General features: G+C 71.8%; 22 protein-coding genes and 1 pseudogene. 13 read left to right on the top strand and 10 right to left on the bottom strand.

All coding sequences use genetic code 11. The annotated features are described in order from the left end of the window. Nucleotides 1-5: 5 nt before the first annotated feature. Both ABS735_RS06545 and ABS735_RS06540 read right to left on the bottom strand, forming a co-directional pair. Nucleotides 6-1,010: a carbohydrate ABC transporter permease gene (locus ABS735_RS06545; RefSeq protein ID WP_373901887.1), complete on the bottom strand. Its 1,005-nt coding sequence runs from the start codon at nucleotides 1,008-1,010 to the stop codon at nucleotides 6-8. 103 nt (nucleotides 1,011-1,113) lie between these two features. Beyond that, entirely contained in the window at nucleotides 1,114-2,385 is a 1,272-nt protein-coding gene (locus ABS735_RS06540; RefSeq protein WP_373901886.1) for an extracellular solute-binding protein, read from the bottom strand. A 391-nt stretch (nucleotides 2,386-2,776) separates the two neighbouring features. Here ABS735_RS06540 and ABS735_RS06535 point away from each other — a divergent pair, with 391 nt between their 5' ends. Together ABS735_RS06535 and ABS735_RS06530 are read left to right on the top strand one after the other, a co-directional pair. Then, nucleotides 2,777-3,811: a LacI family DNA-binding transcriptional regulator gene (locus ABS735_RS06535; protein WP_373901885.1), complete on the top strand. Its 1,035-nt coding sequence runs from the start codon at nucleotides 2,777-2,779 to the stop codon at nucleotides 3,809-3,811. Nucleotides 3,812-3,905: 94 nt separating this feature from the next. Next, complete coding sequence (locus ABS735_RS06530; RefSeq protein WP_373901884.1) at nucleotides 3,906-4,766, top strand: phosphatase PAP2 family protein; 861 nt, start codon at nucleotides 3,906-3,908, stop codon at nucleotides 4,764-4,766. Here the strand turns inward: ABS735_RS06530 and ABS735_RS06525 are convergent. After that, nucleotides 4,757-7,777 carry a bifunctional [glutamine synthetase] adenylyltransferase/[glutamine synthetase]-adenylyl-L-tyrosine phosphorylase gene (locus ABS735_RS06525; RefSeq protein ID WP_373901883.1) on the bottom strand — a complete coding sequence of 1,007 codons (3,021 nt, stop codon included), beginning with the start codon at nucleotides 7,775-7,777 and terminating at the stop codon, nucleotides 4,757-4,759. The two genes, ABS735_RS06530 and ABS735_RS06525, sit on opposite strands and share 10 nt — an antisense overlap. Nucleotides 7,778-7,950: 173 nt before the next feature. Here ABS735_RS06525 and ABS735_RS06520 point away from each other — a divergent pair, with 173 nt between their 5' ends. From ABS735_RS06520 to ABS735_RS06510, 3 genes are read left to right on the top strand one after another with little or no spacing between them, the layout of a single operon-like run. Then, complete coding sequence (locus ABS735_RS06520; protein WP_373901882.1) at nucleotides 7,951-8,214, top strand: type II toxin-antitoxin system Phd/YefM family antitoxin; 264 nt, start codon at nucleotides 7,951-7,953, stop codon at nucleotides 8,212-8,214. Next, on the top strand, nucleotides 8,211-8,465 hold the full coding sequence (locus tag ABS735_RS06515) for a Txe/YoeB family addiction module toxin (protein WP_373901881.1): 255 nt from the start codon (nucleotides 8,211-8,213) through the stop codon (nucleotides 8,463-8,465). The genes ABS735_RS06520 and ABS735_RS06515 overlap by 4 nt, the downstream gene beginning before the upstream one ends. Before the next feature lie 35 nt (nucleotides 8,466-8,500). After that, nucleotides 8,501-8,947, top strand: coding sequence for a VOC family protein (locus ABS735_RS06510; protein WP_373901880.1), 447 nt, complete (start codon nucleotides 8,501-8,503; stop codon nucleotides 8,945-8,947). A gap of 22 nt (nucleotides 8,948-8,969) precedes the next feature. On the opposite strand, the gene ABS735_RS06505 is transcribed toward ABS735_RS06510, so the two are convergent. The 3 genes from ABS735_RS06505 to ABS735_RS06495 form a co-directional block, all read right to left on the bottom strand. Next, nucleotides 8,970-10,739, bottom strand: a complete 1,770-nt coding sequence (locus tag ABS735_RS06505) for an NAD+ synthase (protein WP_373901879.1) — start codon at nucleotides 10,737-10,739, stop codon at nucleotides 8,970-8,972. Between the two features lie 99 nt (nucleotides 10,740-10,838). Next, a complete protein-coding gene (locus ABS735_RS06500) occupies nucleotides 10,839-11,465 on the bottom strand; it encodes a DUF305 domain-containing protein (protein WP_373901878.1) in 627 nt (208 codons plus the stop codon). Continuing rightward, the gene (locus ABS735_RS06495; RefSeq protein ID WP_373901877.1) at nucleotides 11,462-12,136 is read right to left on the bottom strand and encodes a DUF3105 domain-containing protein; all 675 of its coding nucleotides are present in this window, start codon (nucleotides 12,134-12,136) and stop codon (nucleotides 11,462-11,464) included. Before ABS735_RS06495 ends, ABS735_RS06500 begins: the two co-directional genes overlap by 4 nt. Nucleotides 12,137-12,426: 290 nt before the next feature. Between ABS735_RS06495 and glnA the strand changes: the two genes are divergently transcribed. Next, on the top strand, nucleotides 12,427-13,788 hold the full coding sequence (gene glnA, locus ABS735_RS06490; RefSeq protein WP_373901876.1) for a type I glutamate--ammonia ligase: 1,362 nt from the start codon (nucleotides 12,427-12,429) through the stop codon (nucleotides 13,786-13,788). A 195-nt stretch (nucleotides 13,789-13,983) separates the two neighbouring features. Here the strand turns inward: glnA and ABS735_RS06485 are convergent, their stop codons facing one another. Beyond that, complete coding sequence (locus ABS735_RS06485) at nucleotides 13,984-14,820, bottom strand: SCO6745 family protein (protein WP_373902319.1); 837 nt, start codon at nucleotides 14,818-14,820, stop codon at nucleotides 13,984-13,986. Between the two features lie 127 nt (nucleotides 14,821-14,947). On the opposite strand from ABS735_RS06485, the gene ABS735_RS06480 reads away from it, so the two are divergent. From ABS735_RS06480 to ABS735_RS06460, 5 genes and pseudogenes are all read left to right on the top strand, one after another. Continuing rightward, entirely contained in the window at nucleotides 14,948-15,499 is a 552-nt protein-coding gene (locus ABS735_RS06480) for a TetR/AcrR family transcriptional regulator (RefSeq protein ID WP_373901875.1), read from the top strand. 29 nt (nucleotides 15,500-15,528) lie between these two features. Then, the gene (locus tag ABS735_RS06475; protein ID WP_373901874.1) at nucleotides 15,529-15,918 is read left to right on the top strand and encodes a Rossmann-fold NAD(P)-binding domain-containing protein; all 390 of its coding nucleotides are present in this window, start codon (nucleotides 15,529-15,531) and stop codon (nucleotides 15,916-15,918) included. A gap of 14 nt (nucleotides 15,919-15,932) precedes the next feature. Next, nucleotides 15,933-16,818: pseudogene (locus tag ABS735_RS06470) on the top strand (aldo/keto reductase). A 464-nt stretch (nucleotides 16,819-17,282) separates the two neighbouring features. After that, nucleotides 17,283-17,507, top strand: coding sequence for a hypothetical protein (locus ABS735_RS06465; protein WP_373901873.1), 225 nt, complete (start codon nucleotides 17,283-17,285; stop codon nucleotides 17,505-17,507). A gap of 228 nt (nucleotides 17,508-17,735) precedes the next feature. Next, nucleotides 17,736-18,323, top strand: a complete 588-nt coding sequence (locus ABS735_RS06460) for a hypothetical protein (protein ID WP_373901872.1) — start codon at nucleotides 17,736-17,738, stop codon at nucleotides 18,321-18,323. On the opposite strand, the gene ABS735_RS06455 is transcribed toward ABS735_RS06460, so the two are convergent. The 3 genes from ABS735_RS06455 to ABS735_RS06445 form a co-directional block, all read right to left on the bottom strand. Then, nucleotides 18,307-18,528 carry a DUF397 domain-containing protein gene (locus ABS735_RS06455; RefSeq protein WP_373901871.1) on the bottom strand — a complete coding sequence of 74 codons (222 nt, stop codon included), beginning with the start codon at nucleotides 18,526-18,528 and terminating at the stop codon, nucleotides 18,307-18,309. The genes ABS735_RS06460 and ABS735_RS06455 overlap by 17 nt on opposite strands. Further along, nucleotides 18,525-19,376 (bottom strand): helix-turn-helix domain-containing protein, encoded by an 852-nt coding sequence (locus tag ABS735_RS06450; protein WP_373901870.1) that lies wholly within the window; start codon nucleotides 19,374-19,376, stop codon nucleotides 18,525-18,527. The genes ABS735_RS06455 and ABS735_RS06450 overlap by 4 nt, the downstream gene beginning before the upstream one ends. 88 nt (nucleotides 19,377-19,464) lie before the next feature. Then, nucleotides 19,465-20,082, bottom strand: a complete 618-nt coding sequence (locus ABS735_RS06445) for a TetR/AcrR family transcriptional regulator (protein ID WP_373901869.1) — start codon at nucleotides 20,080-20,082, stop codon at nucleotides 19,465-19,467. Between the two features lie 133 nt (nucleotides 20,083-20,215). Between ABS735_RS06445 and ABS735_RS06440 the strand changes: the two genes are divergently transcribed. Both ABS735_RS06440 and ABS735_RS06435 read left to right on the top strand, forming a co-directional pair. After that, entirely contained in the window at nucleotides 20,216-20,992 is a 777-nt protein-coding gene (locus tag ABS735_RS06440; RefSeq protein ID WP_373901868.1) for an ABC transporter ATP-binding protein, read from the top strand. Then, on the top strand, nucleotides 20,986-23,469 hold the full coding sequence (locus ABS735_RS06435; protein WP_373901867.1) for an ABC transporter permease: 2,484 nt from the start codon (nucleotides 20,986-20,988) through the stop codon (nucleotides 23,467-23,469). Before ABS735_RS06440 ends, ABS735_RS06435 begins: the two co-directional genes overlap by 7 nt. The last annotated feature ends 70 nt before the right edge of the window (nucleotides 23,470-23,539 follow it).

Below are 23,539 nucleotides of genomic sequence, written 5' to 3'. Positions count from 1 at the left end.
CTGCCTCAGTTCGCGAGCTGCTGCTCATTGCGGTTCAGCCAGCGGCGGTAGAAGGAGGTGAAGACGATCAGGATGGCCAGCAGCAGGATGCCGTAGGCCGCGGACTGCGCGAAGTCGCGCGGCTGCTGTCCGAAGCCGAGCTGGTACGCCCAGGTGACGAGGATCTGCGCGTCGGGGGCGGTGTTGCCGAACAGCAGGAAGATCACGGCGAACTGGTTGAAGGTCCAGATGATGCCGAGCAGCACGACGGTGGAGCTGACCGACCTCAGGCCGGGCAGGGTGACGTAGCGGAAGCGCTGCCAGGCGTTGGCGCCGTCCATCTCGGAGGCCTCGTAGAGGCTGTTGTCGATGGACTGCAGGCCGCCGAGGAGCGAGACCATCATGAACGGCACACCGCACCAGGTGTTGACCATGATCGCGGAGAACCGCTGCCAGAAGGTGTCCTCGAGCCACGCCGGGGTCGGCAGGTGCAGCCAGTCCAGGGCGGCGTTGATGACGCCCTCGTCGGCGAGCATGAAGCGCCAGCCGAAGACGGTGACGAACGTGGGCACGGCCCACGGCAGGACCAGGACCAGCCGGTAGAGGGTGCGGCCGCGCAGCTTCTGGTTGAGCAGCAGCGCGAGCCCGAGGCCGATGAAGAAGTGCAGGCCGACGCAGACGGCCGTCCACACGATGGTCCAGATGAAGTGCGACCAGAAGCGGTCGTAGGCCGTCGGGCCCCACAGGATGTCGGCGTAGTTGTCCAGGCCGACGAACTTGTAGGTGGCCTCGATCTCGTTGACGCCGATGGTGCGCGCGCTGTTGAGGCTGTTGGCGTCGGTGAGGGTGAGGTAGAGGCCGTAGCCCAGCGGGTACAGCACGAGGACGCCGATCACGACGGCCACCGGCGCGATCATGGCGTAGGCGTACCAGTGCTTCTGGTAGCCGTCTTTCAGACGCCGGCCGAGGCCGGGCCGCGGGGTGCGGTCACCGCGGCGCTTGCCGGTCGCGCGGTCGATGGCGACTGTCATGGTTCGACACCTTCGGGAGCATCAGGAAGAACAGGGGTGCGGCGCACAGGCCGGTGACCGCCGGGCCCCTCCCCCAGTGCGGGGGCCCGGCGGTCGGGTGGTTCTACTTGCTGAAGTCCGGCACCAGCTTGGCGATCGCGGTCTCGACGTCGCCCAGCCCCTCGTCCAGCGACTTCTTGCCGCCGGCGATCTGGGGCAGCTCGTCGTCCAGCGGCGTCCACAGGGAGCTGTACTCGGGCAGCGCCGGGCGCGGCTGGGCGGCGGGCAGGACCGTCTGGAAGCCGGCGATGCCCGGGTCGGCCTTGACCTTGTCGGTGTAGGCGTCGTCGCGGGTCGGCAGCGTGGAGTTCTTCAGGGCGACGGTCTCCTGGGACTTCGCCGAGGTCATGAAGTTGACGAACTTCAGCGCCGCCTCCTGGTGGGCCTTGTCCGAACCGGCGTAGACCGACAGGTTGTGGCCGCCGGTCGGGGCGCCCGCCTTGCCGGTGGAGCCGGCCGGGACGGTGGCGATGCCGAGGTTGTTCTTGTCCTTGAAGGCGGAGCCCTTGTAGAAGTTGGTGATCTCCCACGGGCCCTGGATGATCGAGGCGACCTTGCCGCTGACGAACGCCTCCTGGATGTGGGCGTAGGCGTCCGCGGTGGTGTCGGCCTTGTGCAGGCCCTTGCCGTCGAAGAGGCTCAGCCAGGTGCCGTAGCCCTTTTTGGCCTCGGCCGAGTTGACGGTGACCTTCTTGGCGTCGGCGTCGACCGTGTCGGTGCCCTCGCCGTAGAGGAACGGCTGCGCGTAGTAGCCGGCCGTGGAGGCCCAGTAGCCGTCGGCGCCGGTCTTGTCCTTGATGGTGGCGGCGGCCTTCTTCAGGTCGTCCCAGGTCTTGGGGGCCTCGACGCCGGCCTTCTCGAAGAGTTCCTTGTTGTAGACGAAGGCGAGGGTGTCGGTGACCAGCGGCACGCCGTAGGTCTTGCCCTCGTACTTGGCCTGCTCGATCAGGTTGGGCTGGAACTTGTCCTGCTCGGCGAGGGCCTCGGTGCCGTCCAGCGGCAGGAAGAAGCCCTTCTTGGCGAAGGCGGGCGTCCAGCCGACCTCGGAGCGCAGCACGTCGGGGGCGCCCTTGGAACCGGCGGCGGTGTCGAACTTGTTCTGCGCCTGGTCGAAGGGGACGTTGACGAAGTTGACCTTGACGCCCTTGTTGGCGGCCTCGAACTCCTTGACCAGGGCCTTGTAGGTCGGCGCCTCGTTGGTCGCGTTGGAGGTGTCCCAGTAAGTGATGGTGACCGGTCCGCCCGACTCGCTGTCGCTGTCGCCGTCCCCGCCGCACGCCGTCGCCGCCAGGGCGAGGGACGCCACCAGCGCGGTGGCCGCTATGCCACGCCGCATGAGTTCTCCTTGAGGGTGAAAAGCCCGAGTGGTGCAGGGTGCGGGCCCGTCCGCCGCTCCTGCCACTGTCGGCCGCGTCGTTGCCGCCGCCGAGCGACGTGAACGTAACAGCGTTGAAAGCCCGGCGAAAGGTCTTGCAGCAAAAATGTGCAAGAGATCTCCGAAGTTATCCGGGCGTGACCTCTCGGCGACCGTCATGAGACGCTTGTTTACGGGGCCCGAGCGGTATCGGGCCGGTTGTGCAAGACTCTGCAAGCTCTTGCCGCCACTTTCTCGAGGGAGCGCGATGACGCAGCAGCCCGCGCCGGGCCGTCCGACGGGCCGTCCACCAGGCCGCCCACGGCGCCCGATCGGTGTGCAAGGAGGCGGCCGACAGGTACAGTCCACCCCTGTGACCACACGGCTTGCCGACATCGCCGCCCAGGCGGGAGTGAGCGAAGCGACCGTCAGCCGCGTCCTCAACGGGAAGCCGGGCGTCGCCGCCACCACCCGTCAGTCCGTACTCGCCGCCCTCGACGTGCTGGGCTACGAGCGCCCCGTGCGGCTGCGGCAGCGCAGCGAGGGCCTGGTCGGCCTGATCACCCCGGAGCTGGAGAACCCGATATTCCCTGCGCTGGCCCAGGTCATCGGCCAGGCGCTGACCCGCCAGGGCTACACGCCGGTCCTCGCCACCCAGACGCCGGGCGGTTCCACGGAGGACGAGCTGACCGAGATGCTGGTCGACCGCGGCGTCGCCGGCATCATCTACGTCTCGGGACTGCACGCCGACACCACCGCCGACATGCAGCGCTACGAGCGGCTGCGCGCGCAGGGCGTGCCCTTCGTCCTCGTCGACGGTTTCTCGTCGCAGGTGCAGGCGCCGTTCATCTCCCCCGACGACCGGGCCGCGATGAGCCTCGCGGTCACGCACCTCGCCTCGCTCGGGCACACCCGGATCGGACTGGCCCTCGGACCGAAGCGGTTCGTGCCGGTGCAGCGCAAGATCGAGGGGTTCGTGCGCACCGTCCAGGAGCAGTTGGGGCTGAGCGCCGAGACGGTGGAGAAGGAGCTGGTCCAGCACTCGCTCTACACCCTGGAGGGCGGCCAGGCGGCGGCCGCCGCACTCATCGGGCGGGACTGCACGGCGGTGGTCTGCGCCAGCGACATGATGGCACTGGGCGCGATACGCGCGGCCCGGCAGCTGGGCCTGGACGTGCCCAAGGACATCTCGGTCGTCGGCTTCGACGACTCGCCGCTGATCGCCTTCACCGACCCGCCGCTGACGACGGTCCGCAAGCCGGTCCCCGCGATGGGGCAGGCGGCGGTGCGCACACTGCTCGAGGAGATCGGCGGGACGCCCGCGCCGCACAGCGAGTTCGTGTTCATGCCGGAGCTGGTGGTGCGCGGATCGACGGCGTCGGCACCGGGCGAGCGCGTCCGGCCCTGACCCTCCTCGGGGTGTCGGATCCGGGCCGGATGCGGGTCGGATCGGCATGAGGGATGATCGGTGGGAGAGGGCTTTTCTGGCAGACTTCATGCCTATGGGTGACGCGACCGTGAGGACTCGGGAACGCCTGGAGGACGGCGTTCCGCACCCCGTCACTGAGACGACGGGGAAGGGCCTCCTGCGTCGGCTCCGCACCCCGCGCCGCCCCCGCCTCTGGTTCGAGATCCTGCTCATCGGGCTCAGTTACTGGACGTACTCCCTCGTCCGCAACGCGGTGCCGGAACAGCGGACGGCGGCGCTGCGCAACGCCGACTGGATCTGGCGCGTCGAGCAGCAACTCGGTGTCGCCGTCGAGGAGTCCGTCAACCACGCGGTCAACTCGGTCACTTGGCTCGTCGTCGGCATGAACTACTACTACGCCACGCTGCACTTCGTGGTGACCCTGGGTGTACTGGTGTGGCTCTACCGCAGCCATCCCGGGCGCTACGCGGCGACCCGGCTGGTCGTCTTCGCGACCACGGGCGTCGCCCTGGTCGGCTACTACCTGTACCCGCTCGCCCCGCCCCGGCTGATGAACGGCGGCCACTTCGTCGACACGGTGATGGTGCACGAGACGTGGGGGTCGATGGCGTCCGGGGACCTGAAGAACATGTCCAACCAGTACGCCGCGATGCCGTCGATGCACATCGGGTGGTCGGTGTGGTGCGGGCTGACGATCTTCGCGCTGGCCTCGGTGCCGTGGGTGCGGGTGCTGGGGCTGGTGTATCCGGCGCTCACGCTGGTGGTGATCGTGGCGACGGCGAACCACTTCTGGCTGGACGCGGTGGGGGGTGTGCTGTGCCTGGGGTTCGGGTACGGGGTGGCTTTCGTCTGGTACGGGCGGTTGCCGTACGCGTTGCCCCGGGTGGTGCCGGTCGCTGCGCGGCGGCGGAGGGTGTGGTTGCCTTACGCGTAGAACAGCTCCTCCACCACCGTCCGGGCCCGGCGGGCCGTGCGGCGGTACTCGTCGAGCATGTCGCCCGCGTGGCCGGACCCGTGGCCCAGGTAGCGGCCCACGGCCGCCAGCTCGCGCGGGTCGGTCGGGAAGGTGTCGCCGGCCCGCCCGCGGACCAGCATGACCGCGTTGCGCACCCGTGTCGCCAGGACCCACGCCTCGTCGAGGGTCGCGGTGTTCTCCTCCGAGACGAACCCGGCGTCCCGTGCCGCGGCCAGCGCCGCCCGTGTCCCCGTGGTCCGCAGCCCGGCGACCTCGTGCCCGTGCCGCAGCTGGAGCAACTGCACGGTCCACTCCACGTCGGACAGCCCTCCCGGCCCCAGTTTGGCGTGCAGCTTGGGGTCGGTCCCGCGCGGCAGCCGCTCGGACTCCATGCGGGCCTTGAGCCGCCGGATCTCCCGTACGGCGTCCTCCGTGAGCCCGCTCGCGGGATAGCGAAGGGGGTCGATCAGCTCGATGAAGCGGCGCCCCAGGTCCTCGTCGCCGGCGACGAACTCGGCCCGCAGCAGCGCGTGCGACTCCCACCCCAGTGACCAGCGCCGGTAGTAGGCCTCGTACGACTTGAGGGTCCGCACCAGCGGTCCCGACCTGCCCTCGGGCCGCAGGTCGGCGTCGATCAGCAGCGGCGGGTCGGCGCTCGGCACCTGGAGCAGGCGGCGCATCTCGGAGACGACCTTGTTGGCGGCGTCCCCCGCCTCCCGCTCGTCCGCCCCGTCGCGGGGCTCGTGCACGAACAGCACGTCCGCGTCCGAGCCGTAGCCCAGTTCGTGTCCGCCGAAGCGGCCCATGCCGATGATCGCGAACCGGGTCGGCAGGACGTCGCCCCACTTGTCCCGCACGACCGCCCGCAGCGTCCCGGCGAGCGTCGCCGCCGTCAGGTCGGACACCGCGCCGCCGACCAGGTCCACCAGGGCGCCCTGGTCGGCCTCGACGGGCTGGGCCTCGGTGCCGTAGGAGCCGACGATGTCCGCGGCGGCCGTGCGGAACAGCTCCCGGCGCCGTACGCCGCGCACCGCGGTGACGGCCTGTACGGCGTCGTCGGCGCGGCGGACCGCGGCGAGGGTCTCCTGCTCCAGCTGGGCCCGGCCGCGCGGCCGCAGCCCTCCGGCGACGCCGTCGCCGAGCAGCGCGACGGCCTCCGGGGCCCGCATCAGCAGGTCGGGCGCGAGCCGCCCGGCGGACAGGACGCGGGCGAGGTTCTCGGCGGCGGCGCCCTCGTCCCGCAGCAGCCTGAGGTACCAGGGGGTGTTGCCGAGGGCGTCGGAGACCTTGCGGAAGTTGAGCAGCCCGGTGTCCGGGTCGGCGGAGTCGGCGAACCAGCCCAGCAGCACGGGCAGCAGGGTGCGCTGGATGGCCGCCTTGCGGGTGACGCCGGACGCCAGCGCCTCCAGGTGCCTGAGCGCGGCGGCCGGGTCGGCGTACCCGAGGGCGACCAGGCGCTCCCGGGCCGCCTCGGGGCTCAGCCGGGCCTCGCCGGGCGCGAGCTGGGCGACGGCGTCGAGCAGGGGCCGGTAGAACAGCTTCTCGTGCAGCCGGCGTACGACGGAGGCGTGCCGCTTCCACGCGCGCAGCAGCCCGGCCACCGGGTCGGTGCGCAGGCCCAGCGAGCGGCCGAGGCGGCGCAGGTCGGCCTCGTCCTCGGGCACGAGGTGGGTGCGGCGCAGCCGGTACAGCTGGATGCGGTGCTCCATGGAGCGCAGGAAGCGGTACGCCTCGTCGAGCTGGGCGGCGTCCGTGCGGCCGACGTAGCCGCCCGCGGCGAGGGCCTCCAGCGCGTCCAGCGTCGTGCCGCTGTGCAGGGATGTGTCGGCCCGCCCGTGCACCAGCTGGAGGAGCTGCACGGCGAACTCGACGTCCCTGAGGCCGCCGGGCCCGAGCTTGAGCTGCCGGTCGACCTCGGCGACGGGGATGTTCTCCACCACCCGGCGGCGCATCTTCTGCACGTCCGGGACGAAGTTCTCACGGTCGGCGGCCTGCCACACCAGGGGCTGGAGGGCGGCGACGTACTCGGCGCCGAGCCCGGGGTCGCCGGCCACCGGACGGGCCTTGAGCAGCGCCTGGAACTCCCAGGTCTTGGCCCAGCGCTGGTAGTAGGCGACGTGGCTGCTGAGGGTGCGCACCAGCGGGCCGTTGCGGCCCTCGGGGCGGAGGTTGGCGTCGACGGGCCAGATGGAGCCCTCGACGGTGGTCTCGGAGCAGATCCGCATCATGTGCGCGGCGAGCGAGGTCGCGGCCCGCATCGCCTTGGCCTCGTCGGCGTCCGCGCCACCGGCCGGGCCTGCTGTGCCCTCTGCGGCCTCGCCCACGAAGATGACGTCGACGTCGGAGACGTAGTTCAGCTCGTGTCCGCCGCACTTGCCCATCGCGATCACCGCGAGCCTGCACCGCGCGGCGTCCTCGGGCGCGGCGGCCTCGGCGAGGGCCAGGGCGGCGCGCAGGGTGGCGGTGGCGAGGTCGGCCAGTTCGGCGGCGGTCTCGGCGACGTCGATGGTGCCGCACACGTCGCGGGCGGCGATGGACAGCAGGCAGCGCCGGTAGGCGACGCGCAGGGACACCGGGTCGGTGGCCTCGGCGAGCCCCCGCTCGAACTCCTCGACGCCGCGGTGCAGATCGCGCGGCTCGTACGTCACGAGGGCCTGCCAGTCCCCGGCGTGCCGGGCGAGGTGGTCGGCGAGCGCCTCGGAGGCGCCGAGCACACCGAGGAGACGGTCGCGCAGCGGCTTGGCCGCTATCAGGGTGTCCAGCAGTTCCTGGCGGGCGGTGGCGTCGGGCTGCGCCTCCAGGAGCCGTACCAGTCCGTGCAGGGCGAGGTCCGGGTCGGCGGTGGCGCCCAGCGCCTCCAGCAGGACGGGGTCGGCGCGCAGCTCGGCCAGCTCGGCCCCGTCCAGCAGCCGTTCGGCGGCCGAGGGATCGGTGAAACCGTGCCGCAGCAGCCGCGTGAAGGTACTGCTCCTGCGCCCCGGCGCCGTCATCTCGGCCTCCTGTCGGACTGCGGGGCACGTGGGCCCGGTCGGATCAAGGTCGTACGGCCTGAGCGTAGCCGGGGAACGGCGTGCGGGCGCCGGGACGTACCGCTCCCGCTTTCCGGTGGCCCGCTCCCGACTCGTACGATATCTTGTACAAGCCGAGGAAGGGAGGCACTGGTATGTCCATCACCGCCAGCGAAGCCCGTCAGAATCTGTTCCCGCTGATAGAGCAGGTCAACGAGGACCATGCCCCGGTGCACATCACCTCCCGCAAGGGGAACGCCGTGCTCATGTCCGAGGAGGACTTCACGGCGTGGACGGAGACGGTGCATCTCCTGCGTTCGCCGAGGAACGCCCGCCGGCTGCTCGACTCCATCGCGGAGGCCGAGGCGGGCGACGCACGGCATCGTGAGCTGATCGACCCGGACGCGGAGCGGGCGTGAGGATCACTTTCACGTCCCACGGCTGGGAGGACTACGTCCACTGGGCCGAGAGCGACCGGAAGGTGACCAAGCGGATCAACAGACTGATCACCGACATCACCCGTGACCCGTTCAAGGGCATCGGCAAGCCGGAGCCGCTCAAGGGCGACCTGTCCGGCTACTGGTCACGGCGCATCGACGACACGCACCGTCTCGTGTACAAGCCCACCGACGATGTGCTGATCATCGTCCAGGCGCGCTACCACTACTGACACCCGCGACCGACGAACGCCCAAGGAGTCATGCCATGGACTTCACGCTCGAAGTCATCCCGCTGCCCGTGAGCGACATCGACCGCGCCCGGGACTTCTACCGGGACAAGGTCGGCTTCCACGTCGACATCGACCAGGAGGTCATGCCGGGCATGCGGATCGTCCAGCTGACGCCCCCGGGCTCCGGCTGTTCGATCGCCCTCGGCGACGCCATCTGGGACATGGCGCAGGCCGAGACCCGGCCGGAACCCGGCTCGTACCAGGCCCTCCAGCTCTGCGTCGCCGACATCAAGGCGGCCCACGCCGAGCTGACCGCGCGCGGCCTGGAGGTCTCGGAGCCGGTGCAGTACGCGCCGGACGACGGCGCCACCTTCATGTACTTCAAGGACCCGGACGGCAACGGCTGGGCCATCCAGGAGTACCGGCGCCGCGTGGCCGAGCCGCTGCACAAGGTGCTGGCGGACCTCAAGCGCGAGGGCTGACCGGTACGGCGGTTCCGCCGCCTCAGCCGGTCTCCCGCCAGCGGTTGGTGACCGGCAGGCGGCGGTCCTTGCCGAAGCCCTTGGGCGAGATTTTGGTGCCCGGCGGGTACTGCCGCCGCTTGTACTCCGCGATGTCGACCATGCGCAGCGTCCTCGTCACCAGCTCCCGGTCGTACCCGGCGGCCACGATCTCGTCCGCGCCCCGGTCCCGGTCGACGTACAGGGCGAGGATCGCGTCCAGCACCGGGTAGTCCGGCAGCGAGTCCGTGTCGACCTGGCCGGGGCGCAGCTCCGCGCTCGGCGGCTTGCTGATCGAGTTCTCGGGGATCGGCGGAGCCTGGCCGCGAGCCTTCGCCGCGCGGTTGCGCCACTCGGCGAGGCGGAAGACCGACGTCTTGTACACGTCCTTGATGGGCCCGTACGCGCCCACCGAGTCGCCGTACAGCGTCGAGTAGCCGACCGCCAGCTCCGACTTGTTGCCGGGGGCCAGCACGAGGTGGCCCTCCTGGTTGGAGAGCGCCATCAGCAGCGTGCCGCGCAGCCGGGACTGGAGGTTCTCCTCGGCCAGGCCGGTCAGCTCCAGCGCGCCCGTGTACGCGTCGAACATCGGCTCGATGGACACGGTGCGGTAGTGCAGGCCGGTGCGCCGGGCCAGCTCGGCCGCGTCGTCCCTGGAGTGCCCGGAGGAGTACTTGGACGGCATCGAGACGCCGTACACGTGCTCCGCGCCGAGCGCGTCGCAGGCGATGGACGCGACCAGCGCGGAGTCGATGCCGCCGGACAGCCCGATCAGCACCGAGCGGAAGCCGTTCTTCGTGACGTACGCGCGCAGGCCGGTGACGAGCGCGGAGTAGACCTCCTCGTCGTCGTCCAGCGGCTCGGCGTGGCCGCCGGACAGCCAGGGTTCACCGGCGGGCAGCGGCTGCTCCCGCCCGGCTTCCCCGGAGAGCACCACCCGGTCGATGCGCAGTCCGTCGTCCACGACGCCGGTGGGCGGCTCCGCGTCGGCGGCCGGCAGGTCGAGGTCCAGCACCATGCAGCCCTCGGTGAACTGCGGCGCCCGGGCCAGGACCGTGCCGTCCCGGTCGACGACGATCGAGTCGCCGTCGAAGACCAGCTCGTCCTGCCCGCCGGTCATGGCGAGGTAGGCGGTGGTGCACCCGGCCTCCTGGGCGCGTTTGCGCACCAGCTCCAGCCGGGTGTCGTCCTTGTCCCGCTCGTACGGGGAGGCGTTGACGGAGAGCAGCAGCCCGGCCCGTGCCGAGCGGGCGGCGGGCACCCGGCCGCCGTCCTGCCACAGGTCCTCGCAGATGGCCAGCGCCACGTCCACGCCGCGCACCCGCACCACCGGCAGGGTGTCGCCGGGCACGAAGTAGCGGAACTCGTCGAAGACGCCGTAGTTCGGCAGGTGGTGCTTGGCGAAGTTCAGCGCCACCTCGCCGCCGTACAGCACGGCCGCCGCGTTCTGCGGGGCCCCGGCCGGCTGGCCGTACCTCGGCTGGGCGGTCACGGAGCGGTCGAGGTAGCCGACGACCACGGGGACCCCGCCGAGGCCCTCTTCCGCCAGCCGGCCCGCGAGGGAGCGCAGGGCGGCGCGGGAGGCCGCGACGAAGGAGGGCCTGAGGGCCAGGTCCTCCACCGGGTACCCCGTCAGCGTCATCTCCGGGAACGCCACCAGGTGCGCTCCCTGCTCGGCCGAGTGCCGGGTCCAGCGCAGGACGGACTCCGCGTTGCCGTCGATGTCGCCGACGGTGGAGTCGATCTGGTTCAGGGCGAGTCGTAGTCGAGGCACGCGTCCACTGTAATCGTCAGAGCGACGCTATGGGGTGTCGGACGTGTTACCGCGACATGTCCGCCACGTCACAGGCCTCCCGGTTTCACGCCTGCGGCTTCACGTCCGCGGCTTCGCGCCCCGCTCGGCCAGCAGGTCGGCCATCAGCCGGATCTCCGACTCCTGCGACTCCACCATCCCCCGGGCCAGCCGCTTCTCCACGCCGACCGTGCACCTCTCGACGCACCCCTTCGCCATGTGGACGCCGCCCTTGTGGTGCTCGGTCATCAGCTGGAGGTAGTAGACCTCGGCCTGCTTCCCGTCCAGCGTCCGGAGCTTGTTCATCTCGGCGTCGGTGGCCATCCCCGGCATCAGCGAACCCTCACCGGCGGAGGGCGCGTCGCCCATGCCCATCCAGGTCATCGGCGGGTCGGACGACACCTTGGGCAGCGCCCACAGGTCGAGCCAGCCGATCATCATGCCGCGCTGGTTGGCCTGGGTCTGCGCGATGTCGTACGCGAGCCGCCGCACCTCCTCGTCGTCGGTGCGGTCACGCACGATGTACGACATCTCCACGGCCTGCTGGTGGTGGACCGACATGTCCCGCGCGAACCCGGCGTCCGCGGAGTCGGCGGCCGGGACCCGGCTGCCGCCGTCGTCCCCGGCGACCGCGTAGGTGATCCCGCCGGCCGTGACGAGCACCGCGGCCGCGGCGCCCGCGATCCAGCCGGCCCGTTTCGGGGTCACTGGGACAGCCCCTGGGTGCACGCGGCCCCCGGCTCGGGGGTCTGCTCGCCCTGGACGAACTTCTCGAAGAACTTGTCCACGTTCGGGTCGTCGGCACCGGTCACCGTGCGCTGGTGTCCCCAGGCGGACAGCACGATCGGGTCCTTCTGCTTGTCGTCGGGGCTCATCAGCGAGTACGGCGTCTTCTTGACCTTGGCGGCCAGCTTCTCGACGTCGGCCTCGGGCGCCTTGTCGGTGTACGTCACCCAGACGGCGCCGTGCTCCAGCGAGTGCACGGCGTTCTCGTTGTTCAGCGGCTTGGTGTAGACGTCGCCGTTGCAGTTCATCCAGACCTGGTCGTGGTCGCCGCCGACGGGGGGCTCGACGGGGTAGGTCACCTTCTTGGTGACGTGGTTGCGCGACAGATTCCCCTCCCAGGTCCGCAGCCCGTCGGCGCCGGTGACGAACTTGCCGGAGGTCTTCGACCCGTCGCCCTTCGACGCCATGCCGTCGGAGTCGTCGGACTGCGACCGGAAGAGGAAGACGCCGCCGACGACGAGACCGGCGACGACCACGGTGCTGAGCGTGATCGCGAGGATCCGGTTCCGGCGGTTGCGGGCCTCCTCGGCGCGCCGCATCTCGGCTATGCGGGCCTGTCGCGCCGTGTTGCTGCTCTTCTTGGCGGAACCCATGGGGTGTTGCCCTTCTGGGAAGAAATCTGGAGACGGAGGTGCGTGAGGTCCGCTGATCGTAATGGCGCGGGGCCCGTCCTTCGTAGGGAGGTCACAGGATCTGTCCCGGCCGGATCCCCGGAATGGCCCGATCGAACAGATGGCCTCTACGCTGCGGTCACGGGGTGGGCCGGCCGAGGGAGGTCCGCAACGCGTACGTAACGGCGCTGTGGTGTGATGCTCGAGTGCCCGACCGCCTCCCGCCGTACCGGAGACAGGCGGCCTGACCAGCAAGGATGGGGAAGCGGAAGATGGACAAGCAGCAGGAGTTCGTGATCCGGACGCTGGAGGAGCGCGACATCCGGTTCGTACGCCTGTGGTTCACGGACGTTCTGGGCTTCCTCAAGTCCGTCGCCGTGGCCCCGGCCGAGCTGGAGCAGGCCTTCGACGAGGGCATCGGTTTCGACGGCTCCGCGATCGAGGGCTTCGCGCGGGTCTACGAGTCCGACATGATCGCCAAGCCGGACCCGTCGACGTTCCAGGTCCTGCCGTGGCGGGCGGAGGCCCCCGGCACGGCCCGGATGTTCTGCGACATCCTCATGCCGGACGGCTCGCCGTCCTTCGCGGACCCGCGCTACGTCCTCAAGCGCGCCCTGGCCCGCACCTCCGACCTGGGCTTCACCTTCTACACCCACCCGGAGATCGAGTTCTTCCTGCTGAAGGACAAGCCGGTCGACGGCACGGTGCCCACCCCCGCCGACAACTCCGGCTACTTCGACCACACCCCGCAGAACATCGGCATGGACTTCCGCCGCCAGGCGATCACCATGCTGGAGTCGATGGGCATCTCGGTGGAGTTCTCCCACCACGAGGGCGCCCCCGGCCAGCAGGAGATCGACCTGCGCTACGCCGACGCGCTCTCCACGGCCGACAACATCATGACCTTCCGCCTGGTCATGAAGCAGGTGGCACTCGAACAGGGCCTCCAGGCCACCTTCATGCCGAAGCCGTTCTCGGAGTACCCCGGCTCGGGCATGCACTCGCACCTGTCCCTCTTCGAGGGCGACCGCAACGCGTTCTACGAGTCGGGCGCCGAGTACCAGCTCTCGAAGGTCGGCCGCTCCTTCATCGCGGGCCTGCTGCGGCACGCGGGGGAGATCTCGGCGGTCACCAACCAGTGGGTGAACTCCTACAAGCGCATCTGGGGCGGCACCGAGCGCACCGCCGGCGCGGGCGGCGAGGCCCCGTCGTACATCTGCTGGGGCCACAACAACCGCTCGGCCCTGGTCCGCGTCCCGATGTACAAGCCCGGCAAGACCGGCTCGGCCCGCGTCGAGGTCCGCTCCATCGACTCCGGCGCCAACCCGTACCTCACCTACGCCGTCCTGCTCGCCGCCGGCCTCAAGGGCATCGAGGAGGGCTACGAGCTCCCGCCGGGCGCCGAGGACGACGTCTGGGCCCTCTCGGACGCGGAACGCCGCGCCCTGGGCATCGAGCCCCTCCCCCAGAACCTGGGCGAGGCCCTCGCCCTGATGGAACGCAGCGACCTGGTCGCCGAGACCCTCGGCGAGCACGTCTTCGACTTCTTCCTCCGCAACAAGCGGCAGGAGTGGGAGGAGTACCGGTCCCAGGTGACGGCGTTCGAGCTGCGGAAGTCGCTGCCGGTGCTGTAGCGCTCCACCGGAGGCGGGGCCGACGTCGCGGATTCCGTACGGCCCCGCTGCCGTCACGCCGTCCTGGCCGCCGTACGGCCCCGCTGCCGTCACGCCGTCCTGGCCGCCGTACGGCCCCGCTGCCGTCACGTCCTCCTGGCCGCCGTCCTGCCCCGCGTCGGCATCGATGACGTGATCACCGTGCGGCGCGAGATGTCAGACCTTTCCGATGCCGAGCGTGGTGTCGCGAGGCAGCATGCCTGAGCCCAGGACCTCCAGCCAGAAGGGGCCGAGGAGTTCGGCGAGCCTCGTGGTGCCCTCGTCGCCGAGAGTCCGCCAGGGGGCAGCGGCCAGTTCGTCGGTGCGGCGCTCGACCTCGGCACGCAGGGCGCGGCCCGCGTCGGTCGCGGAGCCGTCGGCGTGCAGCAGTCCCCGTGCGGAGAGCCGCTCGCGGGCGGCCGCCCACTCGTGCTCGTTCCAGCCGCGGCTCGCGAAGACCTCGGCCGGCGCGGCGCCGATCGCGGCGAACGACACCAGCGCCTCCACCGAGTCGAGGTCCGCGGTCAGAAGAGCGGCGAGATGACCGTCGCCGCGGTGCTCGCGCAGGATCGTCGCGGCCTGCCACAGCACGAGGTGCGGTTCCTGTGGCCAGGGCAACTCCGCGTTGGCCGCGGCGAGCGGACGGCCCTCGGTATGTACGGCCTCCGCCGCCCGGCGGGCGAGTACTGCGGCCTCGGCGACTTCGGGGCTGTCCGTCCGCGCGCCGAAGAGAGCGCGGTATGCCCGGTCGATGCCGCGCGTCCGAGCGTCGATCACCTTGCCCGGTGCGGCGACGTCCCAGACGGCGGGGACGTGCTCGGCGACCGTGCGCGGGCTGAAGCTGTAGAACGCGGAAGCCACCTGACGGGGTCCGGGTGCCCCGAGCGGCGCCGCCCGCAGGGCGAAGTAGCTCGGCCAGCGTTCGCCGGTGCTGTAGCCGAGCGACTCGACCTCCTCGAAGACCTGTGGCGCGAAATAGAGGACGGCATGCAGGGGCTCCAAGAGGTGCCACATCTGCCTCACACGCCCGTTGTCGTTGCTCAAAACGGCTCCCCTTGCCAGCGGCCCGAATATTTCCCTTGCCCCAGACTCCCTTCGACGCGCCATCTTGTCAATGACTAGATGGCGCTAGGCTGCTCTCATGCCCACCGAACGCTCCTACCACCACGGAGACCTGCGCCGAGCCGTGCTCACCGCGGCCCTCGACGTCATCGCCGCCGAAGGGCCGGCGTCTCTGTCCCTGCGCGACCTGGCCCGTCGCGCGGGCGTCTCTCATGCCGCGCCCGCCCACCACTTCAAGGACCGCGCGGGCCTTCTCACCGCCATCGCCACCGAGGGTCACGGTCTCCTGTCCGCCGCGCTCGGCGAGGCGGAGGACCTGCGTGACCTGGGCGTGCGGTACGTGCGCTTCGCCGCCGCACACCCGGCTCATTTCCAGATCATGTTCCGACCGGATCTGCTGCGCCCGGACGACTCCGAACTCCTCGCGGCGCGCGAGCAGACGCGGAGCATGCTCCGTACGGCCGTGGAGGGCTACGACGACGATCCGGCCATCGGCTTCATGGCGGCCTGGTCGATGGCCCATGGCTTCGCGACGCTGCTGCTCTCCCACAACCTTGACGGTCTGCTGGACGGGCGGAATCCCGAAGACACCTTCGGGGCGCTGGCAGGCGTGATGTTCGGACCGACCTGATCAACGCCCGCGAGTTCACCGGCCGGCTCATGCACTACACCGAGCGCATCGCCCACGGCACACCGATCACCGTGCACTCCGAGGCGCTGCCCACGGTCTTCATCCACTACGAGGAGCTGGCGGAGCTGCTGCGGTGGGCGGCCACGCTCACCGATGCCACCGGCGCGGTCAACGCCTGCTCCGACGGGCCGCTCGACGTCTACGGCCTCGGCACTGTCATCGCCGCGCAGGTCGGCCGGGAGGCCGTGTACCGCAGCGTCGCCGCGGGCGAGCCGGCCTCGCCGTTCTCCTTCGACCGCCACTACGCCATGGGCAACGCCCGCGCGAAGGAACTGGGCTTCTCCTTCTCCCGCACCGCCGACTGGCTCCCCGGCGCCGTCACCGAAGTCCTCGCCACGACCGCCGCCCCCACCTGCTGAGGAACGGACACCCCATGCGGTACCGCACCATCGGAGACACTGCCGTGAGCGCCGTCGGCCTGGGCGCCATGCCCCTGTCCATCGAGCACCGGCCGGACGAACAGCGGGCCGTCGCCACCATCCACGCCGCCCTGGACGCCGGGGTCACGCTCATCGACACCGCCGACAGCTACCACTGGCACGCCGGCGAAGCCGGGCACAACGAGCTTCTCATCGCCCGCGCCCTGGCCCGCTACGGCGGGGACACCTCGCACCTGCTCGTCGCCACGAAGGGCGGCCGCGGCCGCCCCGGCGACGGCAGTTGGACCGTCGACGCCACCCCCGACCACCTCAGACGCGCCGCGGAGGCGTCCCTGAAGCGGCTGGGCGTGGAGGCCATCGGCCTGTACCAGCTGCACAAGCCGGACCCGGCCGTGCCCTGGGCGGAGTCCGTGGGCACGCTGCGGGAGCTGATCGACGCCGGCACCATCCGCGCCGCCGGGATTTCCAACGTCACCGCCGACCAGATCCGCGAGGCGCACAGGATCCTCGGCAAGGGCCTCGTCTCCGTACAGAACCGGTACTCGCCGGCCGTCCGCGACAGCGAGCCCGAGCTGCGGCTGAGCACCCGGCTGGGACTGGCCTTCCTGCCCTGGAGTCCACTGGGCGGCATCTCACCGAGCGCCCTCGACGGCACCCGCGGCCCGACCACCGCGGACACGGCGTTCCACCGCATCGCGGCCGTGCACGGCGTCAGCCCGCAGCAGGTCGCCCTGGCATGGCTGCTGGCCCGCTCCCCGGCGGTGATCCCGGTGCCGGGGCGCCAGCCGCCCGGCATCGATCCAGGACTCCGCCGAGGCGGCCGAACTCGAGCTGAGCGAGGCGGAGCAGCGCCGACTGGACGACAGTCCCACCGCGTGAGGCCAGGCCACGAACGTCGTCCATGCCGCCGCAGAACCCTCATGCCTCCCACAGGACGCCTGAGGGTCGCCTCCGCTCCGGCTGCCCGTTCCGCACCCGTTCCGGAGCCCGGCCCTGGATCGGTCCCGGAAAACCCGTGAATCTCCACAGCGTTCATCGCTCGGTCGCACGTCGGGGCGCGGTCGCGGCCCACCGGACGGACCGCACGCGTCGCAGCGCCGAGGAGCCCCTTGCCCCAGGGGGATGGCGTGAAGGTCCGGCCGCTTTCCCTGACCGCATTCACACACTGATGAACCCGGCGACGCCGGGCAACGGCGGTCAACGGCACGTCGATGGTGGGCCGTTCACCCCCGTGCTTTGATCGGTGCGCGGCACGCCGGTGACCCGTACCGGAGTACCCGACTCCGGACGTCGGGCGTGCGTACCGCACCGCTCCCCTTCCCCACGAAAGGAACAGACCTGCCATGAACACTGTCCCCCAGGTCGAAACGGCCGAGATCTCCGACGCGGACCTGGACCGGGTGTCCGGCGGCATCGGCCTCACCGCGAGCGCGGCCCTCGTCGCGGGCGACGGCGCCCTCGGTGCCGGCCTCCACGCGGAGTCCGGCCCGTTCGCCCTCACCGGCGGCGTCGGCGCCTCGGCACCCTTCGGCGGCGCGGCGGCCCACGCCCACACGACGAGCGTCTGACCGTAGCCCCGAACCACCCCCGGCCCCGGACCAGCGTGTCCGGGGCCCACCAGGGCCCGTTCGGCAGGCTGTTGGCGTCGACGGCGGCCGCGCCTACACTGCCGTCCACATCGCGCAACGGCCGGGGGAAGGAAGTTCGTGGTGCGGGAGTGCTGGTTCTGCCGGGAGGCCGCGCCACCGTCATGGCACGACCACGTCCTGGGGTTGCACAAGGACGAGGAAACCACCATGACCCCGTGGATCGTCGTCCTGCGCACCACCTGGCGTAGGGAAATCGTGTCCGTTCCACGCTGTGCCCGCTGCCACACCGGACACCAGATAGAGCGGACCGCAGCGGTGCTCTCCCTGGCCGCGTTGATCGCCTACGCCGCCGGCGGGCAGCTCGACCGGCTGCTCGGCATTCTGCCGGCTTCGGCCGGAGAGCGGACGGTCGCGGCGGTCTGGGCGGCCGTCGCCTGCCTGCCGGGGCTCGTATGGATCGCGATCCGGCAGGGCCGACTGCCGTGGCGGCGCCTGGCGCCCCGGCGTCTGGGCTACGCCCGGCACCACCCGGAGTACCTGCGGCTCCGGGAGGAGGACTGGAAGCCCAGGGCGGGCCCCCTCCACTACTGGCGAAGCCCGCCGCACCCCCATCGCCCTCCGCCTGCGAACCGCCCCCGGCGGCTGATCGGGGGCTTCTTCGAGCTGCTCGGAGCAGCCTGCGGCCTCGCCGTCCCCATCGCCTATTTCCAGGGCTACGAGGAACTGGCCGGAGTTCTCATCGCGGCGACGGCCGGGCTGCTCTTCGTCGCCTCGAAGATCAAGCCCGAGGACTGATCGGGTGGGGCCAGGCCACGAACGTCGTCCATGCCGGCGATTCGACGGCGAGGCGGGGGCCGTCGGGGTGCTTGGAGTCACGGATGTGGATGGTGGCGGGGGTTATCGCTACCTCGACGCAGTCGCTGGGCTCGCTGGTATCGCTGTAGCTGCTCTTGAACCAGGCCAGGTCGGCGAGGTGTCCGGTTGTGTCCTTACGGCTCATGTCTCCCCCAGCAGTTGTTCGATGAAGGCCACTGATTCCCGGACGGGCAGTGCCTCGGCCCGGATACTGCCATAGCGCAGTTCGAGGATGCGCAGCTGCCGGGGGTCCGTGACAGGCCGACCACCGAACAAGTCGTCGGCCCGGCCGACCGCCGTGCCGTCGTCGAACTTGAGCACCTGCATCCGTCCACCTCCCGGATGGTCACCGCGAGACGTCGGCATCACCTGGATCTCCACGTGCCGCAACTGCTCTACCTCCAACAGGTGTTCGAGCTGCCGCCGGAGAACCATCATGCCTCCCACAGGACGCCTGAGGGTCGCCTCTTCCTGGACAAAGCTGAGCTCCGGGGCCGGGACCCGTTCGAGCATCGCCTTGCGACCCATACGTGCGGCGACGGCGCTCTCCACCTCGTCATCGGTGAGGGCCGGTCGCCGCCTGCCGAGGAGGGCGCGTGCGTACTCCTCGGTCTGGAGCAGCCCATGCAGGCTGTAGCTGCCGTACGAGAGCGACTCGACGGCCCGCGACTCCAGCTTCGTCAGGTCCCGTACCTGCTTGGGGTACCGGACCTTCTTCACGTCCTCCCAGGCCGCGGCGATGAGACCGCCCGCGTCGAGGACCTGGTCCGCCTTTTCCAGGTACTCCCGGCGAGGGATCCGCTTCCCGCCCTCCACCTTGTAGACGAGATCCTCCCCGTACCCGACCGCCACCCCGAAGTCGCCCGCCCGCATCCCCACCGCCTCGCGGCGCAGCTTCAGCTGCCTCCCCACGGTGGTGAGGACGGCCACACCCCACTCGTCGTCCGGGTCGACCTCCCAACCCGGCTCCTCCGCCTCGCCGTTCACCGACATCCGCACCCCTCCGTCGTACGCGTCGTATCGCGACGGCCGTCACGGTAGACGGAAGGGCAGCGCCGAGTGACGGGATACGGTCACCCTGTCACTCGGACGTGCGGCACAACCCCCGCTCCACCGCGTCCATCGCCCTGCGCTCCGCCTCCTCCGCCCGCGCCGGGGTGATGCCGCGCAGGGGGCCGTCGGTGAGGAGTACGGCCATGCCGTGGACGGTGGACCAGACGAAGTACTCGGCGCCCGGGCGGTGTTCGGGGGGCAGCGCGCCCGCGGCGGTCAGGTCGTCCAGAGCCTCGGAGAGGAGACGGTAGGCGGTCCGGCCCTCGGCCCCGGCCGCTTCCTCCGTGTCGGTGTCGGCCATGCCCGTCGTCGCGAACGCGGCGCGGAACAGGCCGGGCTGGGCCCGGGCGAAGGCGAGGTAGCCGCGGGTCAGGGCGCGGAGGCGTGCGCGGGGCGGGGAAGGGGTCGCCGCCAGTTCGCGTTCCATCGTGCGGGCCAGCTCCGCCAGGCCCGCCTGCGAGACCGCGGCCAGCAGGGCGCGGCGGTCGGCGAAGTGGCGGTAGGCCGCGTTCGGGGCGACGCCCACCCGTCGGGTCGCCTCGCGCAGGACCACCGCGTCCGGGCCGCCGTCGCGGGCCAGTTCGACGCCGGCCTTGATGAGCGCGTTGCGCAGGTTGCCGTGCCGGTAGGTGTCCCGTGTCGCCATCGGCGCTCCTCTTTCCGCGGTTCCCCCATCCTCCTTGATGTGGACGACGTCCACATCAAGGGCTAGTCTACGACGCGTCGAAAATGTGGACGTCGTCCACATGCGTGCGGTCGAGGGGGAGCGAGCGATCGATATGAGTGACGACGACGTGGTACGGCTCGAGGCGCTGACCAAGCGGTACGGATCGGGCCGGACGGAGGTGACCGTCCTCGGCCCGGTCGACATCGGCTTCCCGCGGGGCTGTTTCACCGCCGTGATGGGACCCTCGGGGTCGGGCAAGTCGACCCTGTTGCAGTGCGCCGCCGGGCTCGACGGGCCCAGTTCCGGACGCGTCGTCCTGGACGGCACCGACCTGACCTCGCTGAGCGAGACGGAACGGACCCGGTTGCGCAGGACAGCCACCGGGTTCGTCTTCCAGGCGTACAACCTGCTGCCCTCGCTCACCGCCGAGCAGAACGTGGCGCTGCCCCTGCGGCTCGCCGGACGGCGCCCGGCGCGCGGGGAGGTGCGTCGGGCCCTGGAGCAGGTGGGGCTCGGCGACCGGGCCGGAAGCCGTCCGCATCACCTCTCGGGGGGCCAGCAGCAGCGGGTGGCCGTCGCCCGGGCGCTGGTGACCCGCCCGGCCGTCCTCTTCGCCGACGAGCCGACCGGCGCGCTCGACCTCACGACCGGGCGCGAACTGCTGCGCGTCCTGCGGGGCCTGGTGCACTCCCCCGGTGAACGGGAGGCGGGGACCGTCGTGATGGTCACCCATGATCCGCAGGTCGCGGCCTTCGCCGACCGCGTGGTCTTCCTCGCCGACGGGCTCCTCGCGGGAGAGCTGCGCTCGCCCACCCCGGAGGCGGTCGCCGAGCGGATGACGGCGCTGGGCCGGCCCGCGGCAGAAGAAGCGGCAGGGATCCCGTGCTGAGGACCGCGCTGGGCACGCTTCGCGTCCGCTGGGTGTCGTTCCTCGGAACGGTCGTCGCGCTCGTCCTCGCGGTGGCGCAACTGACCGCCCTGGGTGTGGTGCTGATGGCGGCGGCCGAGCCGCCCGCGCGGCCCCCGCACCGGTTCGCCCACGCGCCCGCCGTAGTCCTGCCCGCCGATCCCCGGTGGGACTCCGCGCAGCACGATCTCGGCGTACGGTCGCCCGCCGCGGCCCGGGGGCTGTCCCCGCGACTGGTACGGGACGTGTCCGCGACCGGGGCCGCGGTCGTGGACCGGGCCTTCTACGCGCAGCTCGCGAGCGGCGGCGGCGCGAAGAAGCAGGTCGGACACCCCTGGCCGGTGGCCGAGTTCGGCGGGTACGCGCTGCGGGACGGGCGGGCGCCGCGTGCGGCGGACGAGATCGTCGTCGCGGCGGGAAGGGCGCGCGCCGGGGAGACGGTGACCGTGCTGACGGCAGCCGCCGGGCCGGGACGCTACACCGTCGTCGGCACCGTGGCGCCGGTCGGCTGGGAGGACGCCGTCTTCTTCAGCGCGGCCGAGGCGGAGCGGCTGTCGCCCCGCGTCGACGCCCTGGTCGCGCTGGGGCCGGTGGAGCGGGTGCGCGCGGTGGTCCCGTCAGACGCCGAGGTACTCACGGGGGCCGACCGCCACCGCGCCGACGCGGACGCCGCCAACGACCGGGAGGCCCTGGACAACACCCTCACCCTGCTGCCGGTGATGGCCGCGGTCGCCGGTACCACCGCGGTGTTCGTGGTGGCCTCCACCTTCGCCTTCGCGGTGGTGCAGCGCCGCCGGGAGATCGCCCTGCTGCGCACGGTGGGCGCCACCGGACGGCAGGTGCGCCGCATGGTCCGCGCGGAGGCCCTGCTGGTGGGCTCTCTCGCGTCGGCACTGGGTGGGGTGTCGGGGCTCCTCGGCACGCGGCCGCTGACGGGTCTGCTCGTCGGGATGGACATCGCACCGCCCTGGTTCGTGGTGGAGATCTCCGCGCGGCGGGGCGTGCTCGCGCCGCTCGGGGCCGCCGTCCTGACCGGCCTGCTCGTGGCGCTCTGCGGTGCGGTGGCCGCCGCACGCCGGGCCTCGCGCGTACGGCCGGTGGAGGCGCTGCGGGAGGGTACGGCCGAGGACACGGCGGTGACGCCCGGCCGGGCCGTCCTCGGCGTCGTGGGACTGGTCGGCGGGGTGGGCACGGTGTGCTGGATCGGGCTCGCCGCGCCGCGCACGGTCCTCTCCCCCACGGCGTACGTGGTCTCGCTGCTGGTGCCCGTCGTCGCCGTCGCCGCGCTGGCACCGCTGCTCGTGGGTCCCGTCGTCCGGGTGCTGATGTGGCCGTTGCGGCGGCTGCGCGGTCCCGCCGCCCTCGTCGTGCGCCAGAGCGCGCTCACCTCGCGCCGGCGTACGGCGGCCACCGCGGCGCCCGTGCTGTTGACGGTCGGGCTGGCGCTGTCCCTGCTCACGGCCACGGACTCGCTGGGGGCCGCACGGGACGCGGGGTTCCGCGCGGGGGTCGGGGCGCCGTACGCCGTCGTACCCGAGGTCGGGACGCCCGGGTTCAGTCCGCGTGTGGCGGAGCGGGTGGCCCGGGTGGCGGGGGTGCGTGTCGCGGCGCCTGTGCCGACCACCGTCTACTTCCCGGACGGGGACGGGCGGTTGGAGGAGAACGACGGGCTCGCGGTCGACCCCGAAGCCCTGCGTCGGTCCACCCGCCTGAAGGTCGTCCACGGGTCGCTGGACGACCTGGACGAGCGGAGCATGGCCGTCGCCGACCGGTGGGGGATGAGGGTCGGCGACCGGGTGCGTACCAGGCTCGCGGACGGCCGCCGGGTCACCCTGCGCGTGGCCGCCACCTATGCGGCGCTGCCCGGTGAGGACGTGGCCTATCTGCCGGAGCGCTTCGCCGGAACGGGCCTGTCCGCCCGCGACGGCCTGGTCCGCCGTGCCTCCCTCTCCCTGGCTCCGGGCACCGACCGCCCGGCCGCCCTCGCGCGGGTGCGGGCGGCGCTCGCGGGCAGCGGGGCGCGGCTCACCACCCGGGACGGGCTGGTCGCCGCCGAGTCGGCGCAGGCACGCCGGCTCACCGAGACCCGGCAGCGGTCCACCGCCGTGATCGTCGTGCTGTTCTGCTTCGTGGCCATCCTGAACACGCTGCTGATGGCGACCGCGGACCGGCGCCGCGACCTGGCCGTCCTCGGCCTGACCGGGGCCACGCCGCGCCAGGTGCTGCACTTCTTCGTCGCCGAGGCGCTCCTGGTCACGGCGGTCGGGGTGGCCCTCGCGCTGCTCGCCGCCGGGGTCAATCTCCTCGGTCTCGGCGCCGCCCTGCACCAGCTCTTCGGCACGGCACCCGTCGTCGTGCCGTGGGCGGCGGTCGGCGCGGTCACGGCCGCTTCGGCGCTGCTGGCGGTACTCGGCACGGTGGTGCCGGTGGCGTCCGCGCTGCGGCGCCGCGCCGCCTGACCCTGCCCCCGTTCCTCACCCACGGGACCCGTGGGTGAGGAACGGTGCGCCGACCGCTCCGGCGTGTCCC

The sequence above is a fragment of the Streptomyces sp. MMCC 100 genome (assembly GCF_041538145.2).
Classification (GTDB): Bacteria; Actinomycetota; Actinomycetes; order Streptomycetales; family Streptomycetaceae; genus Streptomyces.
Note: the sequence above shows the minus strand (reverse complement) of the source record. Positions and strands in the feature narration are given on the sequence as shown.

Coding starts and splice junctions, on each gene's coding strand:
- ABS735_RS06545 (WP_373901887.1), bottom strand. CDS start 1,010: ATGACAGTCGCCATCGACCGCGCGACCGGCAAGCGCCGCGGTGACCGC.
- ABS735_RS06540 (WP_373901886.1), bottom strand. CDS start 2,385: ATGCGGCGTGGCATAGCGGCCACCGCGCTGGTGGCGTCCCTCGCCCTG.
- ABS735_RS06530 (WP_373901884.1), top strand. CDS start 3,906: ATGGGTGACGCGACCGTGAGGACTCGGGAACGCCTGGAGGACGGCGTT.
- ABS735_RS06525 (WP_373901883.1), bottom strand. CDS start 7,777: ATGACGGCGCCGGGGCGCAGGAGCAGTACCTTCACGCGGCTGCTGCGG.
- ABS735_RS06520 (WP_373901882.1), top strand. CDS start 7,951: ATGTCCATCACCGCCAGCGAAGCCCGTCAGAATCTGTTCCCGCTGATA.
- ABS735_RS06510 (WP_373901880.1), top strand. CDS start 8,501: ATGGACTTCACGCTCGAAGTCATCCCGCTGCCCGTGAGCGACATCGAC.
- ABS735_RS06495 (WP_373901877.1), bottom strand. CDS start 12,136: ATGGGTTCCGCCAAGAAGAGCAGCAACACGGCGCGACAGGCCCGCATA.
- glnA (WP_373901876.1), top strand. CDS start 12,427: ATGGACAAGCAGCAGGAGTTCGTGATCCGGACGCTGGAGGAGCGCGAC.
- ABS735_RS06485 (WP_373902319.1), bottom strand. CDS start 14,820: ATGTGGCACCTCTTGGAGCCCCTGCATGCCGTCCTCTATTTCGCGCCA.
- ABS735_RS06480 (WP_373901875.1), top strand. CDS start 14,948: ATGCCCACCGAACGCTCCTACCACCACGGAGACCTGCGCCGAGCCGTG.
- ABS735_RS06475 (WP_373901874.1), top strand. CDS start 15,529: ATGCACTACACCGAGCGCATCGCCCACGGCACACCGATCACCGTGCAC.
- ABS735_RS06465 (WP_373901873.1), top strand. CDS start 17,283: ATGAACACTGTCCCCCAGGTCGAAACGGCCGAGATCTCCGACGCGGAC.
- ABS735_RS06460 (WP_373901872.1), top strand. CDS start 17,736: ATGACCCCGTGGATCGTCGTCCTGCGCACCACCTGGCGTAGGGAAATC.
- ABS735_RS06455 (WP_373901871.1), bottom strand. CDS start 18,528: ATGAGCCGTAAGGACACAACCGGACACCTCGCCGACCTGGCCTGGTTC.
- ABS735_RS06450 (WP_373901870.1), bottom strand. CDS start 19,376: ATGTCGGTGAACGGCGAGGCGGAGGAGCCGGGTTGGGAGGTCGACCCG.
- ABS735_RS06445 (WP_373901869.1), bottom strand. CDS start 20,082: ATGGCGACACGGGACACCTACCGGCACGGCAACCTGCGCAACGCGCTC.
- ABS735_RS06440 (WP_373901868.1), top strand. CDS start 20,216: ATGAGTGACGACGACGTGGTACGGCTCGAGGCGCTGACCAAGCGGTAC.